This window comes from bacterium, from assembly GCA_021372515.1.
Lineage (GTDB): Bacteria > Gemmatimonadota > Glassbacteria > GWA2-58-10 > GWA2-58-10 > JAJFUG01.
Genome location: JAJFUG010000118.1, coordinates 1 through 15,344 on the forward strand (window position 1 = coordinate 1; position 15,344 = coordinate 15,344).

The 15,344-nt window shown below is 64.8% G+C and carries 16 protein-coding genes; 11 read left to right on the top strand and 5 right to left on the bottom strand.

All coding sequences use genetic code 11. The features are described 5' to 3' along the window. The 11 genes from LLH00_11810 to LLH00_11860 all read left to right on the top strand — a co-directional run. Positions 1-195 (top strand): hypothetical protein (locus LLH00_11810; protein ID MCE5271952.1); only part of this gene is annotated, 195 nt, incomplete at its 5' end. Further along, the gene (locus LLH00_11815) at positions 167-838 is read left to right on the top strand and encodes a hypothetical protein (protein MCE5271953.1); all 672 of its coding nucleotides are present in this window, start codon (positions 167-169) and stop codon (positions 836-838) included. The genes LLH00_11810 and LLH00_11815, both read left to right, overlap by 29 nt. Next, positions 825-1,919 carry a glycosyltransferase family 9 protein gene (locus tag LLH00_11820; protein MCE5271954.1) on the top strand — a complete coding sequence of 365 codons (1,095 nt, stop codon included), beginning with the start codon at positions 825-827 and terminating at the stop codon, positions 1,917-1,919. Before LLH00_11815 ends, LLH00_11820 begins: the two co-directional genes overlap by 14 nt. Further along, positions 1,916-2,392 (top strand): methyltransferase domain-containing protein, encoded by a 477-nt coding sequence (locus LLH00_11825; GenBank protein ID MCE5271955.1) that lies wholly within the window; start codon positions 1,916-1,918, stop codon positions 2,390-2,392. The genes LLH00_11820 and LLH00_11825 overlap by 4 nt, the downstream gene beginning before the upstream one ends. Before the next feature lie 2 nt (positions 2,393-2,394). Beyond that, a complete protein-coding gene (locus tag LLH00_11830) occupies positions 2,395-3,144 on the top strand; it encodes an NTP transferase domain-containing protein (protein MCE5271956.1) in 750 nt (249 codons plus the stop codon). An 11-nt stretch (positions 3,145-3,155) separates the two neighbouring features. Further along, entirely contained in the window at positions 3,156-4,226 is a 1,071-nt protein-coding gene (locus LLH00_11835; GenBank protein ID MCE5271957.1) for a hypothetical protein, read from the top strand. Positions 4,227-4,312: 86 nt separating this feature from the next. Beyond that, complete coding sequence (locus tag LLH00_11840; GenBank protein ID MCE5271958.1) at positions 4,313-5,545, top strand: ATP-grasp domain-containing protein; 1,233 nt, start codon at positions 4,313-4,315, stop codon at positions 5,543-5,545. Then, positions 5,546-6,598: an N-acetylneuraminate synthase family protein gene (locus tag LLH00_11845; protein ID MCE5271959.1), complete on the top strand. Its 1,053-nt coding sequence runs from the start codon at positions 5,546-5,548 to the stop codon at positions 6,596-6,598. It abuts the gene before it with no gap. Positions 6,599-6,602: 4 nt separating this feature from the next. Then, complete coding sequence (locus tag LLH00_11850; GenBank protein MCE5271960.1) at positions 6,603-7,673, top strand: Gfo/Idh/MocA family oxidoreductase; 1,071 nt, start codon at positions 6,603-6,605, stop codon at positions 7,671-7,673. A gap of 209 nt (positions 7,674-7,882) precedes the next feature. Continuing rightward, positions 7,883-9,265 carry a hypothetical protein gene (locus LLH00_11855; GenBank protein ID MCE5271961.1) on the top strand — a complete coding sequence of 461 codons (1,383 nt, stop codon included), beginning with the start codon at positions 7,883-7,885 and terminating at the stop codon, positions 9,263-9,265. Positions 9,266-9,331: 66 nt separating this feature from the next. Next, positions 9,332-10,744: a hypothetical protein gene (locus LLH00_11860; GenBank protein MCE5271962.1), complete on the top strand. Its 1,413-nt coding sequence runs from the start codon at positions 9,332-9,334 to the stop codon at positions 10,742-10,744. 53 nt (positions 10,745-10,797) lie between these two features. Here the strand turns inward: LLH00_11860 and LLH00_11865 are convergent, their stop codons facing one another. From LLH00_11865 to LLH00_11885, 5 genes are all read right to left on the bottom strand, one after another. Continuing rightward, positions 10,798-11,925, bottom strand: coding sequence for a WG repeat-containing protein (locus tag LLH00_11865; protein ID MCE5271963.1), 1,128 nt, complete (start codon positions 11,923-11,925; stop codon positions 10,798-10,800). A gap of 257 nt (positions 11,926-12,182) precedes the next feature. Then, positions 12,183-14,135 (bottom strand): glycoside hydrolase family 31 protein, encoded by a 1,953-nt coding sequence (locus LLH00_11870; protein ID MCE5271964.1) that lies wholly within the window; start codon positions 14,133-14,135, stop codon positions 12,183-12,185. A 77-nt stretch (positions 14,136-14,212) separates the two neighbouring features. Continuing rightward, complete coding sequence (locus tag LLH00_11875) at positions 14,213-14,428, bottom strand: DUF2905 domain-containing protein (protein ID MCE5271965.1); 216 nt, start codon at positions 14,426-14,428, stop codon at positions 14,213-14,215. 146 nt (positions 14,429-14,574) lie between these two features. Further along, positions 14,575-14,976 (bottom strand): hypothetical protein, encoded by a 402-nt coding sequence (locus LLH00_11880; protein ID MCE5271966.1) that lies wholly within the window; start codon positions 14,974-14,976, stop codon positions 14,575-14,577. Positions 14,977-15,052: 76 nt separating this feature from the next. Continuing rightward, on the bottom strand, positions 15,053-15,344 hold a 292-nt coding region (locus tag LLH00_11885; GenBank protein ID MCE5271967.1), incomplete at its 5' end, for a Holliday junction branch migration DNA helicase RuvB.

Genomic DNA, 15,344 nt, shown 5'->3' on the forward strand with positions numbered 1-15,344 from the left:
AATATGGTATTCGGCCTGACCCATGATGTCTACCTGTTAGTCCTGGCCCTGGGTGTGGCGCTGGGTTTCCCGCGCCAGACCCTCAGCCTTCTGATAGTGACTGAAACCCTCTGGTGGTCGCTCCAGCTTTTCCGGGTGCGGCGCGCCGCAGTTTCGGAGCCGTACGATGAATACCTTGTCCGCGAAAGCGCCTGAGGCAGCGAATCTCCCGCCCGAGCTGGCCGCGCTCCTGCGGCGTCTGGAGGCCCGCGGGGCCTCGCGCCGCGAGCGTCCGGGCCTGCGCCTGTTGGGCATATCGGGCCTGGCCGCGCTGCCGCTCTATTTCATGGGCCTGTTGACCACGCCTCAGACCGTGGGCCTGTCCCTGGCCGGCTGGCTGCTGTTCAGCCGTGAGGGGCTGTTCCGTGTGCGGGTCCAGGGCGCCCCACGGGCAATCCTGCCGCGGGTGCTGCTGTCCGGCCTCGACCTGGTCCTTCTGCTGGCCGTGGGCTACGGCTGCGGCGCGGCCGAGGGGACACCGTTGCGGGGGCTTTTACTCGGAGCCACAGCCGGTCTTTCCTCGGCCTGGGCCGCCTACAGCGCGGTTGCGCTGCTCAAGGCCGTGCCGTCGAAAGTCCGCCTGGCCCACCCCGGCGCGATGGTCCGCCTGGACCACCTGTTCCTGAGCCGGGTGGCTTTCTGGGGCGGCGAGCGCGAGATCGCTCTGGGCGCGGCCGCAGCCGGGCTTGCCGCCGGGTTCCCTCTGACTGGCCTGGTCCTGGCCGCGGTGGGCTCCAACCTCAACTGGATGGTCCGCGCCGGACTGTTCTGGCGGGAGGTGCGCGATGCCAAGGTCTGAAATCAGGCGCGGCGCGGTGCTCAGCCTGAACCTGCACGGCCTGGGCGACATGATTTTCAGCCTGCCGGTGCTGAAAGGCCTGAAAAACGCCGGGTTCGGCCCGGTGGTCTCGCTGCTCTGGCCGTCCCTTGAGGAGATGGCAGTCTGCGCCACTGCGGTGGACCGGGCCGTACCGCTGCCCAAGAGTCAGGAGAACGAGCCGGAGCTGGGCCAGTTTGTCCGCGAGCTGGCCGCGCGCTACGATTTCGCCCTCTGCCTGGATTTCGCGTTCATGCCGCGGGCCGGGGTGATCAGCCGCAACGCCGAGGCCGACCTGACAATCGGCTTCGGACACAGCCGTGAGGACTATCCCTGGTACGGCCACCTGGTCCCGAACCTTCACGGTGAGCACCGCCTGGAGCGTAACCTTCATGTCCTGGACATACTGGACCTCGCCCGTCCGGCCGCGGCGGACAGTTTCGGCTGCCGCGTGCAGTCGGCGGATGAAGCCCAGGTGGAAAGCTGTCTGGCGGCGACCGGGCTGAGCCCGGAAACCTGCCCGGTGGCCCTTCACCCTGGCAGCGGCGCGGCCAAGCGCAACTGGCCGGCCGAACGATTCGCCGCCCTGGCCGACCGCGTGGCCGAGGAGAGCGGCGCACCGGTCGTGATTCTGGGCGGCGCGGCGCGCACCTACGACGGCGTGGATGAGAGCGCCCTGGCCGCACGTGTGGAATCCCTGATGCGTACCCCGGCGCTGAACCTGGCCGGCAAGCTCGGCCTGGCCGGGCTGGTCGCTCTTCTGCGCCGCTGCCGTCTGTTCATCGGCAACAACAGCGGCCCGGCGCACCTGGCCGCGGCCGTGGCCGGCACGCCCTGCCTTCTGGTCTGGGCCCCGCGCAACGAGTGGGCCTGGCGTCCGGTGGGCAGTCGGGTGGAGCTGGTGTTCGAGACTCTTGATTGCAGCCCCGCCTGCCCGCTCAACCAGTGCGGCCACATGCAGGACTGCCTGGAGCGGGTGAGCGTGGAGAGTGTGTTCGCGCGCTATCTGGATTGTTTCGCCGGCCGTGGGTCAGCGGCGCTTCTGAGCGGAGAGAGACGATGAAAGTGGAGCTGGCCAGCGGCGAGCGGCCCTATGACGGGTTCCTGCATTGCGATGAGCGCGTTCTGCCAGCCACGAATCTTGTCTGCCGGATCGAGCGGCTGCCCTTTGCCGACAACTCGGTGGAGCAGCTCCTGGCGAGCCACATCATCGAGCATTTCCCCTACGCCACTATCGGCGCGGTGCTGGCCGAGTGGCGCCGCGTGCTGCGCCCCGGCGGCGGGATACACATTATCACGCCCAACCTGGGCTATATCGCCCACGGCTATGTCGAGGGCTGGCTGGAGTACACCGAGTCCCGGAACCGTCTGTACGGCGGCCAGGACTACAGCGGCAATTTCCACTACACGATGTTCGACAGCGCGGCCCTGCGCGCGGCCCTTCTGGAGGCCGGGTTCCGCAGCGCCGTGGATGTCACCGCCAATTACGAGCGCCGCAAGGTGCCGATGAGCATCTACTTCAACGCGGAGAAATAACCATGGACGAGGTTATTGCGATTCTCCAGGCAAGGATGCAGAGCGAGCGCCTGCCGGGCAAGGTGATGGCCGATATCTGCGGGCGGCCGCTCCTGGCCCATGTGATCGAGCGCCTGCACGCCACCTCCGGCGTGGACCGCGTGGTGCTGGCCGTGCCCGCGGCCGAGGCCTACCTGTTCGATGAACTGGCGCACGAATGCGTGGCCGACCTCTGCCCGGGCAGCCCCTGGGACGTGCTGGAGCGGTTCTACATGGCGGCCCGGCGTTTCCCGGCCCCGATCACGATCCGCGTGACCGGCGACAACCCCCTGATCGATATCCCCATGCTGGAGAACTGTATCGAGGAATGCCGCTCCGGCTGCTGGGACATGGTGGGCACAAGCGGTCTGCCCCTGGGTTGCAGCGCCGAGGTGTTCCCCAGCTCGCTGCTCGACATCCTGAACCGTTTCGGCAAGCGCGATTACCACCGCGAGCACGTGACCACCTATCTCTACGAGCATGAATCGGATTTCCGCGTGCTGCGCCTGAGCGCCCCCGGTCACCTGGCCGCCCCCAAGCTGCGCCTGACCGTGGACACGCTGGAGGACCTGACCCTGATGCGCCTGGTCTACGATGAGTTCTACCGTCCGGGCCACTGCGTCAAGCTCTCGAACGCCGTGCGTTTCCTGTGCGAGAACCCCGAGTACGCGGCCCTGAACGGCCACGTGACCCAGAAAAACTGGCGGCCGGCCGTGGTGAGCGCCGTGGCCTGAAAGAAGGACACATGGACTTTGCGCTGACAGAAAGACTGGTCCTGCGCTGCGACGGCTCGCGCAGTCTGGGCCTGGGTCACCTGGCCCGTTGCGCCATGCTGGCGGCCAACCTGGCCGCCCCGGGCCGCAGCCGTCTGGTCTGCCGCGAGGACCCGCTGGCCCGCCGCTTTGTCGCCGAGCGCGCGCTGGAGGCGAGCTTCATTCCCCGCTCCTGCAGCCCGGAGGAGGAGGCCGACCTTCTGGCCGACCTGTGCATTACCGACAGCGCGCAGTTTGTGCTCCTCGACCGGCGTGACAACAGCCTGGAATATGTAAGCACCCTGGTGCGGGCCGGACTTTTCGTGGTCGACATCGAGGACCGCGGGCCGGGACGTTGCGAGTCGCATATCCTGATCGACAGCCATATCTGGCCGGGCAGCGAGGAGGCGGGCTGCCGGGGCAAGCCGCTCTGCGGCTTCGGCCCGGACTGGGCCCTGATAGACCTGCGTTACGCCCGCGCGGCGGCCTGCCTGAGTCTCACGCCAGAGGCCGAGCGGCTTCAGACCGTGCGCGAGGTGGTGGTGAGCCTGGGCGGCTCCGACCCGGCCGGACTCACCCGTGTCGTGCTCGGACAGATAGACCGGGTGGAGGGCGATTTCCGGGTCAGCCTGGTGGCGGGTCCCGGAGTGGACACCAGCGGCCTGGCGTGCAGTTTCCACGAGTTGCGGCTGCTGCGCGGCCTGCGCTGCCTGGACGAGGTGTTCTCCGGGGCGCAGCTGGCCGTGGTGAGCGGCGGGGTGACCATGCTCGAGGCCCTTTGCGTGGGCGTGCCGGTGCTGGTCGTGCCGCAGCACCGCGAGCAGTACGTGAACGCGGCGCGTTTCGCCCTGCGGGCCGGCCTGTCGCTGGCGCCCCCGCCCGAGGACGCCGCCCACCGCGAGCGCATTTTCCGCGCCCTGGAGCAGATAATCGAAGACCCCGTGCTGCGGGTCGGCCTGGCCCGGGCCGGGGCGGCGCTGGTGGATGGCCACGCCCTGGAGCGCCTGGCCGGAACCATGGCCTATCTGGAAAGCGCCCGCAGAGAGAAAGTGTTCGGCAATTGACAATCACCTCCGGCGCAGCCCGGCCGGATTGTACGTACCCCCTGAAGCGGCCGTCAAGCCGCGCTTACAAGGGAGAAAGGCCCGCCATGGACAGACCGGGTGTGATCATCATCGGCGGCGGGATCATGCAGATCCCGCTGATCGAGGCGGCGAAGAAGATGGAGCTTCTCACTGTCGTGACCGACTACAACCCCCGCGCGCCGGGGCTGGCCCTGGCCGACATCGCCCTGGAGGTCAGCACGCGCAACGTGGATTTCAACGTGCTCTCGGCCCGGCGTATCGCGGCCGGGGTGCCGATCCGCGGCGTGCTCACCGTGGGCACGGATGCCAGCCGCACAGTGAGCGCGGTGGCCGCGGCCCTCGAGCTGCCGGGGATCCGCTACGATGTGGCCGAGCGGGCCACGGACAAGGTCAAGATGCGCCGGGCGTTCAAGGAGCACGGGGTGCCCTCGCCCGAGTTCGTCTATGTCTGGACCCGTGAGGAAATGCGCCGCGCCGTGCGCCGTCTGGGCTATCCCTGCGTGATCAAGCCCGCCGATAACATGGGCGCGCGCGGGGTGCAGATGCTCACCCGCGGCTCCGACCTGGACCAGGCTTTCACCGAGGCCCGCCGCGCCTCGGTCAGCGGGATGCTGCTGGTAGAGGAATACATGGAGGGCCCCGAGCTGTCCATCGACGCCCTGGTCTGGAACGGGCGTGTCGCGATCACCGGGATCGGTGACCGGATCATCCAGGGCGCGCCGCATTTCATCGAGCTGGGCCACACCATGCCCTCCGCCCTGCCCAAAAAGGTGCTGAACGAGGCGGTGCGGGTGATGAAACAGGGCATCCGCGCCCTGGGGATCGATATCGGAGCGGCCAAGGGCGACATCAAGCTCACCCCGCAGGGGCCGATGATCGGCGAGCTGGCCGCGCGGCTTTCGGGCGGGTTCATGAGCGGGTTCACCTATCCCTACGCCACCGGGGTGGACCTGATGAGCGCCGCGATCCGTATATCCATGGGCGAGCACCCCGGCGACCTCACCCCGCGCTGGAACAAGGTCTCGGCCGAGCGGGCGATCATCCCGGCCGCGGGACGGATCACCGCCGTGCGGGGGCTGGACAAAGCACTCGCCTTGCCGGGAGTGAAAAACATATTTACTATGTACAAGACCGGCGACATGTACCGCGAGCCGACCAGCAACCTGGGCAAGTTCGGCCATCTGATCGCCGTGGCGGACACGCGCACCGAGCTGGAGAGCCTCTGTGACACGGCGCTCCGCACGGTGCAGGTCCGCACCGACCCCCAGGCGCAACCCCTGATCGAGAAAGCCTCCTGAATGAAACAGGTCCGTATCGGCAACGAGCATACCGGCTATGTCCGCGTGGGCGGCGACAACCCCTGCGCGGTCATGGCCGAGGTGGGGATCAATCACGACGGCAGCGTGGAGCGCGCCCTGGAGCTGGTGCGCCTGGCCGCCGGCTCCGGCGCGGACCTGATCAAGTTCCAGCTTATCGACCCGGATGCGATGGTGCAGCGCGGGAGGCTGGGCGCGGTCTGGGAAATCTACCGCCGCCACACCCTGAGCCTTGAGGATATGGCCCGGGTGAGCCACGCCTGCGCCGAGCGCAGCGTCCCCTTTGTCTGCACCGTGTTCGACCAGGCCGGCGCGGCCAGGATGGTGGAGCTTGGGGTGAACGCGTTCAAGGTCGCCAGTTGCGACATGACCCACCATCCCCTGCTCGCGTCCCTGGGCCAGTACGGCCTGCCGGTGCTGCTCAGCACGGGCCTGGCCGACCTGGAGGAGGTGGGCCTGGCCGTGCGCGCCCTTAAGCACGGCGGCTGCAAGGAGATAGTCCTTCTGCACTGCGTGAGCGCCTACCCGGCCCCGGCCGAGTCGGTCAACCTGCGCGCCATGCAAACGCTCCAGCGGCGGTTCCGTTGTCCTGTGGGCTACTCGGACCACACGGAAGGCGCGCTCGCCCCGGCCCTGGCCGCGTCCTTGGGCGCGAGCATCGTCGAGAAGCATTTCACCTGGGACAGCGCCGCCCCTGGCCCGGATCACGCCCTGAGCCTGGGGCCTGAGGCTTTCCGCCGCATGGTCGGTGACATCCGCCTGGCCGAGAAAATGCGCGGCCACGGACGCAAAGTCCCGGCCCAGGTGGAGCGCGCCGAGCGCAAGGTCGGCCGCCGCGGCTACTACCTTCTGCGGGAAGTCCACGCCGGGGAGAAAGTGGACCCCAAGGACCTGGCCGCGCTCAAGCCCTGGACCGAGGTCGGCCCGCAGCAGTGGCACAGCCTGCGCAGTCTGGTCTACGCCCGCGACATGGCCGCCGGCGAGGGCCTGAACCGGGCGGATGTAAAACCCTTCCGTCCCGCTGCGGGTAACTGACCCCATGGCCGCCGCCCGGTTCCTGACCGCGGCCCTGGTGGGGGCCGGACGGATCGGCTGCCGCCTGGAGCGCGACCCGCTGCGCGGCAAGCCCTGCACCCATGCCGGGGCCCTGGAAGCCACCGGCCGGGTGCGCCTGGTCGCCGCCGCCGACCCCGACCCGGACCGTCTGGCCGAATTCGGCCGCGACTGGGGCGTGGGGCTCCTCTACCGCTCCCACCTGGACCTGCTGGAAAAAGAACGGGTCGATATCCTGGCTGTCGCCTCCCCCACTCACACGCACGCGCGGATTGTCGTGGACGCCGCAGAGTCCGGCAAGGTGCGCGGAATCTACTGCGAAAAGCCGATTGCACTTACGCTTGAGGATGCCGACCGCATGGTCGAGGCCTGCGAGCGCGCGGGTGTCGTGTTGGTTATCGGCCACGAGCGCCGTTTCGGGGCGCATTTTGTCCGCGCGCGCGAACTGGTGGGCTCGGGAGAGTTGGGCGAGGTGCGTAGCGTCCTCGGCCAGGCGCTCTCGGCCGAGCCGCCTCGGCTACCCAGGGAGTGGTTCGGCGGCGGGCCGCTGTTCCATGACGGGACACACCTGACCGACCTGATGAACTATTTCTGCGGCCCGGTGGACTGGGTGATCGGCAAGGTGGGCCGCGCCCACGGCCCGCGCAATGTCGAGCACACGGCAGCCGGGCTGCTGGGGTTCGCCAGCGGCGCGACCGGGTTTATCGAGGGCGGCGGGCGGCGGGATTATTTCGCGTTCGAGCTGGAAATCCAGGGCAGCCGGGGCGTGCTGCGCGTGGGCAACCGCGCGCCGGAGCTGTGGCTGGCCCGCCCCAGCGGACGGCTGAGCGGGTTCGCCGAGCTGGAGCGGGCGGAGTTTCCCGCCTACACGCCCAACAACGGGTTCACGGCCGCGTTCGAGGGCCTGATCCGCCAGATCGAGAGCGGCGAGCCGAGCCTCAGCACTGGGCGCGACGGCCGCGCGGCGCTGGCAGTGATCCTGGCCCTGTACGAGAGCGCGGCCCGGGGCGGGAGAAGGGTGCGGCTCCGGCCCGCTACAGCCGACTCTCCACTCTGAATCAGCGACAGTTGTTACGGCAACGGTAACATCCCGCCCCTCTTTGCGGCACAGTCGCGCCGGACAGCCCGCAACGCCCGGAGCGGCGTCAATCAACCCACCCGCGCAACGTTATATCCATTTCATCAGGTTTTTTCAATTTGGCACATTCATTGCAATTGTGATTATTAAATATCTTGCTGGTATCCACTCCCGTTCAGAACACAAAGATGAAAACCTCCCTGCTCATCCTGGCAACTCTCACGGCCATTCTCCTGGCCGCCTGCGGCAACGGCAACCCGGTGGCTCCGCAGCAGCCGCAGCCCGAGGCCACGGAGATCGACACCAGCGGCCCCTGGGTGGCGGCCCCTCTGCCGTCGGGTCTGGAGGGGGAATGGCTCTACGAGGGCGCCAGCCTGCTGACAATAGCGCCGGACTCGGTGACAATCTACCGGGGTTCCGCCAGCACCCATTACTTTGCTTACCGCTACGCCGTGGCCGAGTGCTCCAGCCACGGCAGCCAGCTACGTCTCCTGCTGCGGGAATCGGTCGGTCAGACCGCGCCCAGGTATGCGCTCCTCTATTTATTGCCGCTGGACGGGTCCGCGCTCAAAGCTGTCTGGACCATCACCTCGGCCGGTAGTGTAGAAGAGGCAGCCGGGCTGTGGCTGGATGAGAGCCGCCGCCTGCTCCTGCGCGGCACCTGGGTCCAGGATAAGGGTGTCTCGATCCCGGACGGCAACTGGGTCAGTGATGACTACAGCCTGGACATCTCTCTCAACGGCAGCCGCATTGCGATAAACGGCAAGGAATGGGAGATAGCCGGCATCGAGACCGATTATACGGAGCAGCGCCTGATCCTGAAAAGCAACGGCGCATACTGCTGTATCCATCTTTTCTATTATTCATATAATCATCATCAGGTCAGCCAGAGCCTGGGCACCGCAGCCAGCGCGGAGGAGGCCCGCGCCCTGAAACAGGGAGAGTTGGTCTACATATATCAATATGTGGATTTCTACGAGGTTATGCCGCTCAAGGCCGGTGCGCTCTGGCGCTACGATTTCAGCTATTCGGACTACGGAAGATCGGAACCTTACCCGATCAGTTACTATTCCTACAACTACGCCCGCCACGGTTCGGTCGAGCTGCGGGTGCTGAGCGCGGCGGATGGTCCGGTCTCTGGCAGCCGGATTTTTGAGCTGGTCGAAACCTTTTGGATCAGCGGCCAGACGAAGCACGTCGTATCGATAAATTACATGGACCCCGAGGCGGAAAAACTGGATACGACTTATATCTACGCGGATACGACAATCGTGCGCACCTGCCGGCTGGAGGTCGGCCCGGAGCAGGTCTGGCTGCAGCTGGATGGCAAGAAAGTACTGTTCGATCAGCGCAAGCACCGCAGTGGGGAGATGTTCGCCTATAACATTTTCTTCTGCCCCGATCTGCGGGCGTTCAACCGGGAGGATATGTACATTCCCGACATCTCCTTTCTGTTCAGCTCCGGCCAGGGGCTGTCCTACTACCGGGCGCGGGACAGTTACGGCGGGATCGATGGCGGGTACGACACGCAGTACGAACTGAGCCTTAAAGAATTCACACCGGGAGAGTAGGACCGTATTGTGTGCTCTCCATGTTCAGCCTGCGGCAGCGTGGGCATTACAAGTCGGGAGGATGAGATGAAACCGTACCTGCTCATCCTGGCGGTATTCGCGGCCATTCTGCTTTCCGCCTGCGGCAACGACAATCCCCTGGCCCCGCAGCAGTCGCAGCCCGAGGCCACGGAGATCGACACCAGCGGCCCCTGGGTGACAGCCGCTCTGCCGTCTGACCTTAACGGCGAGTGGCTGCTGGAGGGGGTGACATTCCTGAGATTGAGCGGGAATTCAGCTTCTGTCGCCTCGGTCCCCGACCCGCAGCGGTCCGGGGACCCGGCCCTTTTCCTGCGCGCCGAGCGGAGCGCTGACAGGTACCGTCTGCATTTCCTCTGGACCACGAGCCCGGACCGTTATCCGCGCTACGGTCTGCTCTACATCCAGCCCGAAGAGGATTCCAGGCTGCGCGTAGCCTGGACCAAAGGGATCGCGCAATACGACAGCCTGGCCTGTTCACTGCCGCCGGACAGCACCCGGGTGCTCGTTCGTCGGGGAACCTGGGTCGGCGATGACCTGTCCACTCTACAGGAGGGCAAGTTCATCAGCGATGATAACCACCTTTATTTCGAGGTCGCGGACGGCAAGGTCTCACTGGATGGCCGGTCGTGGCAGGTGCTCTCAGCCGAGACGGATTACACGGACCGGCGTTACTGCCTTCAGAACGGAAACTCCTACAGGATGCTGTATGTCCGTTCCGTGGTCTCGAGCGTGCCGACACAGCAAGCCCGGCTCAGCCCCAGCACGGCCGCCAGCCAGTCCGCCGCAGCCGGCCTTCCGCTGGACACGGATTGGGTCACAGTGCGCGGCTGCGAGGATTTCCTGAGCATGTTCCCCCTGGCTCCGGGCGCGCGTTGGGTGTACGACTATTCCTACTCCTCGCAAGGGAGTTACAACCAGGGTTATTCTGATAACTATTCGATTGATTACAAGCGGCAGGGAGACTGCACTGTTGAGGTCAATTCGGTTTCAGCTTTGGACAAAGGTGGATTTCTTTTCGATGTGCAGGTCAGATTCGATATTCACCTTGAGACTTATACATCCTCAGGTGTAAGGATGACAATTGATCCTGATTCAGTCCGGTACACACCCTGGTACAATTCATGGACTGTCGAGGACACAACTCTTACACGGGAGATTGCGTTTGAAGTGGAGCCGGACACAGTCTGGCTCGTGGCCGGGGACAGCCGGTTGTATTTCTCGAGGACTAAATACCGATTTGGCTCCGGGTTCGACACAGACCTGTTCCAGTATCCGGACAGCACCCGCCACGGCTGGAAACCCAGCCGGATGAACCCGAACATAGACTTCAGTTGGACGGTCGCGCCAGGCCAGGGAATCACGGAACTGATTATGGACGACAGCTACGGCGGCATCATGGACAGTCACGATTACAGGCTTGAGATAAAGCTGCGCGGATTCAGCCCCGGCACCCATTGAGCGGCTGCACGGCCGGAGCGCAGGCCCGCGCTCCGGCCAATCTGCCAGCCCGCTTACCGCGACACCTCCCAGACATATTTCCCGCTTTTATCTACGTATCCCACCCGGTCCAGGTAGCGCTCCTGGGCCAGGCCACCCGCGAAACGCAACGGCTCGGCGAAACGCGGCTCTATTACCAACCGTCCTGTCCGGTCGATAAAGCCCCACTTATCCCCCACCCGCACTGCGGCCAAACCCTCGCTGAAAGAGCGCGCCTCGGCATAGCCGGCCGGTATAACCAGTTTCCCAGTTCTGTCGATGAAACCCCAGCCGCCAGCGGTCATCACCGGAGCCAGCCCATCCTGGAACGCATAGCAGACAGTCATCTCCGGATGCTCCCCCAGGTCGAGCGCCACGCGGCCGTCCCGGCCCAGGTAGCAGCATTTCCCGCCCAGAGCGGCCGCGGCCAGGCCCTCATAGAACAACTCCAGACGGTCCCAGCGCGGCGGGATGACCAACGCCCCGGCCGTGTCGATACAGCCCCATTTCCCGCCCGCCAGCACCAGGGCGCAGCCCTCCCGGAACGCTGTCACCTGCTCGAACCCGGCCTTTATCACCCGCCCCGCGCGGTCGATCACGCTCCACCCGTCACCGCTTTTCACCGCGGCCCGGCCATCACTGAACGGCCCGGCGGAGTCGAACGCGGGGGCTATCACGGTTGCGCCGGTCTTGTCCAGGTAGCCCCACTTGAGCCCCTGGCCCAGGAGTTCCATCTGCACCGGCAGCAGTCCCCCGGACCAGGACCAGGCCTGGACCGCCAGCACCTCCAGCACCACTTGGCCACGGTGGTCGATGAAGCGGAGAAAGTCATCCGCGCCGGTGTCCACCCGGGCCAGGCTGTCGCTGAACGGATAGGCCAATCTGAACTGCGGCGGGATGGCAATCTCCCCGTTGCGGTCGATATAACCCCACTTGCCGTCCAGACGGACCGGGGCCAGGCCCTCGCTGAAATCCTGCGCCTGCTGGAAACGCAGGCCGATCACCACCCGGCCCGTACTGTCGATGAAGCCGCAACGGCCGTTACGCTGGACCGGGAAAAGACGCGGCCCGCTTTCCTGAGCCGATAGCGAGTGGATCGAGACGAGCAGTGACAGGAGCGAAACAGCGGTGGCAAGGCAGGCACAGCGGCGGGTGAGACGCATTACCCCTCCTGGGGCAGGGTTGGACGCAGCCGACAACACCGGGGGGAGGACAGGGGTCCGTGGCGGGGCATGGATGGGAGAATGCAACGAGCGTGCCCGGCCGGGACAACCGTCTAAAATGCCCGGCTGTCCCGGCTTTGGACTGTTTTTCTGCCTTGAGGGCGGCTATTCTGTCACCCGCGCGGTTACACCTGTGCCCGGCTCAAAGCTCTTTCAGCGGAATTATCGCTCACTCTGTGCGGCCTCTAAAGCCGCCCTCAGTCCAGGCGGACAAATATCGGCAGCTTGTCCAGCGGCGCCGGGTATTGCGCCAGGGTGGAGCCGCCGCTGTAAATCTCCCCGCTCCAGAAATCTTTCCACAGCCCGGCCGGAAGGTAGACCTCTCGTGCCACGGCGCCTTTTTCCACCACCGGGGCGACCAGGAAACGGTCTCCGAGCATGAATTCCTCGCGGGCCAGGAAAGCCTTCTCATCGCCGGGTGCGGCAAAGAACAGGGGGCGAATTATCGGACGTCCCGTGCGTTGCATCTCCTGCGCCAGGGAATGGATGTAGTCGCCTAACTGCTCGTGCAGACGGGTGTATTTCAGGCAGATTTTCTCGGATTCCGGGTCCAGGCGCCAGGGCGCGTACGAGAACTGCATCATCGGCATCAGCGCCGAGGCCTGGGTCCAGCGGACGAACATCTCGGGGTCCATGCTGCTGAAACGGTCCTGGCTGAAATCGCTGTCCAACCCCCCGCCGATCATGTCGGGGCAGAAATAGCCGTAGCCCAGCAGAGATTCGGTCAGGCCGTGCGGGACCAGCGAGCCCAGCCCGTTTTCACGGCTCCAGTTGCTGTTCTTGTCGCGCAGACGCTGCACGAGGCCCATCCCTTGAGCGAGCCAGCTAACCCGCAACTCGTTGATCTCGAAATGCGCCCCCACGCTGGCGTACAGGTCGGTGTAGCGGTTGGCGGTCACGCCGCCCCAGGTGCTGAACCCGGGCAGGAAAAAGCTGGCATCCGCGGCATCCAGCTTGTACCCGTCCACCCCGTAGCGCGACTGGAGGTTTTTCAGCTCGCCCACGAACCAGGCGTAGGCCTCGGGGTTCGAAAGGTCCACCAGGGCCGAGGTGCCATCCCACCACTGGGAGAGCCCCACCTTGCCGTTCCTGTCACGGACCAGCCATTTCCGGTCGGCCAGGAACTTGTAGCTGGCCGCGGTGCGGTCCACGAACGGCACCTCCCACAGCACCACCTTGAACCCCAGCTTGTGAAGTTCGTTCAGCATGGCCTGCGGGTCGGGGAATTTCTGCTTGTCGAACACGTGGTCGCCGTACTGCGACTGCCACATGTCGTCGATCATCAGCACCTCGCAGCCGAACTTGCGCTCGCGCAGGGTGCGGGCGTAGGCGAGGATTTTGTCCTGGCGCTGGTCTTTCTGGAACTCGATCCAGGTGTTGAACACGGGATAGGCGAAATAGCCCCGCGGCGGCACCGTGGCGGGCCGTCCGGCCAGGGCGGTGAAACTGTCGTAGGCCTCCACGATGTCGCGCCCAGCCAGGAGCCGGTACTCCAGGACGCTGCGCTGCCGCACGTTGAACCGGAACCTGCCGTCGCCGCCCTTGTTGAGCGCAAAGCCCATCGGGTCGCCGCTGGGGACAAAGAACCCGGCCCCGCTCGAGGTCAGCCAGACCGGCGCGGTCTGGTTGCCGTCCGAGGGGAAGGGGTCGACATCCACCTGGGCGCTCTCCAGCGGCCAGTTGTGCCCATCTGTCACTTTCCCGCCGTACCAGTGCCCGCTTGCGGCGAGGCTGAAAGTCTCCTCGATCCGCTCGCAGTCGGGGCCAGCGGGCGGAGTGAGGCCCACCAGCAGGTTGTCGCCGAAAAAGGTCAGGCGCAGCTCCGCCGCCTGGCCGCCCTCGCATTCCACTCGCAGGAACAGGCTTTCTCCGGTAGTCGAGCTGCCGAGGACCCGCATCAGGGCGTGTCGGCTCCCGCCGCGGACAAACGCGCTGCCGCCGGCCTCGCCCGCTGCGATCACCTGTCCGCCGCGCCGCAGTTCCAGACGGTAGGGGTCGCGATAGACCCGCAGCGTGTAGTTATCCGTCCCAGCCTCGACACAGGCCGGGTTGTCGAGATCGAAACGCGGGTACACGGCGCAGCGCGCCGGGCCGGCAGCCAGGCCGGTCAGGCCGAGCGCCAGGGCGAGAACCCAGAGCCGTAATGGCATTGTATCTCCAGTGCGAAAGGATGGTGTGAGCCTTGAATCCACATATTGATTCTTGACTGCGGCTGAGCCTGCGGGTCTTATTTCCCGCCGAACAAACGCACCAGCAGGGTGAGTACAACACTGAGGATGATGCAGGTGACGATTGGAAAGTAAAACGTGGCGTTGCCGCGCCGGATCAGGATGTCGCCGGGCAGACGGCCGAGCCAGGGGATTTTGGGGCCGAACATCAGGACCAGGCCCAGGGCGGCGAGGCCAAGGCCTGCGATCAGCAATATTTTTCCGACTCCGGGCATATCGCCTCCCGTTCAAATGCATATACTGATAAATCCCCCCTGCCCCCCCTTGTGAAAGGGGGGAATCCGCTCCTCCGACCGGCAGGCCGGCGCCTCCCCCTTACCAAGGGGGACTAAGGGGATTTTATCAGACAAAACGGTTTGATCTATCGAGCAGGCATTGATGCCTTATCAGTGTCGAACTCACTGACCCAGCCTTCTTTTCCTTTATATTTAACTTTATACCAAATAACGTTATACATAGGACCTTCAATAACTATAAAATCTTCAACTTTGAGTTTTGTACCGGTTAGGATTCTAAGGATTTCTTCATCTTGACCGCACTGGGCATAAGGGCATAAACGCGCTCTATTGTCTATTGTCAAGATAGTAATTGTATCTGCGTGGATGTTGTTTTGAACAACCGGTTTTGTTCGTTCAGTAGAATCAACTGTGTTTTTCTTTAATGGTACATCTGTAATTTGGTTATTATGGAATTGCCGCAATAACAAGAAGTATACAATAATAATAGCGGCAATGATAAGATATTTTTTGTTTATTTTTGACATAACAACTCCGTTGGTAAAACCAACAGGAGATTTAGTATGTCTCTTTATCTCTCTCTTATGGCTTGTTTAGGTGTTCTCATTCCCCCTCGCCGAACAGGTCTTTCTGGCCCTCGCGGGGAGTTTCGGCGGGCGGGTTGAGGCCCAGGTGGCGCCAGGCGGCGGCTGTGGCCTCACGACCCCGTGGGGTGCGGTTGATCAGGCCGCGCTGGATCAGGAACGGCTCGTACACCTCCTCGATCGTGTCCGGCTCCTCGCCCACGGAGACGGCCAGGGTGCCCACTCCCACCGGACGGCCGCCGTATTTTTCCACCAGTGTGCGCAGGATCGCCAGGTCCATCTCATCCAGCCCCGACTCATCCACCTCCAGA